Origin of the sequence: Methylosinus sp. R-45379, from assembly GCF_001644125.1 — a bacterium.
GTDB lineage: Bacteria > Pseudomonadota > Alphaproteobacteria > Rhizobiales > Beijerinckiaceae > Methylosinus.
In genome coordinates, this window is the sequence record NZ_LUUM01000056.1 from 1 (window position 1) to 1060 (window position 1060).

1 protein-coding gene is annotated in these 1060 nt (G+C 48.2%); it reads right to left on the bottom strand.

What is annotated here, in order from left to right:
• Positions 1-207: 207 nt before the first annotated feature.
• Positions 208-1060, bottom strand: an 853-nt coding sequence (locus A1351_RS24340; protein WP_210178230.1) for a class I SAM-dependent methyltransferase, incomplete at its 5' end; no start/stop codon positions are given.

Consider the following 1060-nt stretch of genomic DNA (forward strand, 5'->3'; position numbering starts at 1 on the left):
GGCGTCGGCACCCCGAATTGGTCGTTTATGATGCCTTTCCCGTCAGGGGAGATATCGTGAATTGTAGCATGCCGGCCGGCCTCGAACCGATTGATTTGGGCGAAAAGGCCCTCTCATAAAAATTGCAGTCCGCATTTTTGTAAGCCTTTGGTCTCCAGCGCTTTCGGACGTAGCGTTGCGTGACTCCGGCAGTCGTCTCAGGGTTGATTACCTATTCAGCTGAGCGAAATGACGCCGAGCCCCATTGTTTTCGAGAATTCGGCAGTTTTTGTGAAGTCCGGGTATTGCTCGATAAACTCCCCTATATCTCGACGTAGGCAAAACCTCTTTCAATCTTTTCCAGACAGCAGCAACGCCAGGCGTAAGGTCATTGACGACATCATGGAAAGCGATGAGTCGCGCAAACTCTTTGGCCATGAGGTAGTCGCGCCAACATCCTTCTTCTGTGTGATCGGCGTCAATGAGCACCAGATCCCACTTTCTGCTCATAACTGCGTTTGCCGCCTTGGGTTCTGTTGTGTTGGCGACTAGATACCGAAAACTTCCGCCGTTTTCTGAGTACCAATCGAGATGCTCACCGGGAGGGTTCATGTCGATGATCATCGCGTCGATCTCGCCATTGAAACGCTTCAAATATTCAACAGTAAGAACAAATGTTCCGCCCATCGCAACACCGATTTCTAGGTAACTATTGATCTTCTTACCGGAAAGATAGGCTAGGTACTTAGATAGCTGGATAGGCATTTGACAAGCCATAAAATTTTTTCCGCAATACTTGCGTATATTTTCTGGATAATGCTGTGAAATAAACCTATCCAGGCCAATATTCGGAATTACTATATTCTCAAGAAAGAGCGGATTTCTGAGATCATCCAAATCCGCACGTTTGATAAATTCGATTGTTGCCGCCCGATCGAAGTCATCACCAGCTGTAAATATAGACTTATTCGTTTCGTTATAGGAAATAGATTTCTCCATGCTAGCCGCCCTAGTCGATTGCCGGTTGCATTCGACTAGAGTGATAGGCGCGCGCCAGACAGGCGTCAAGCCGCCCCTCCCC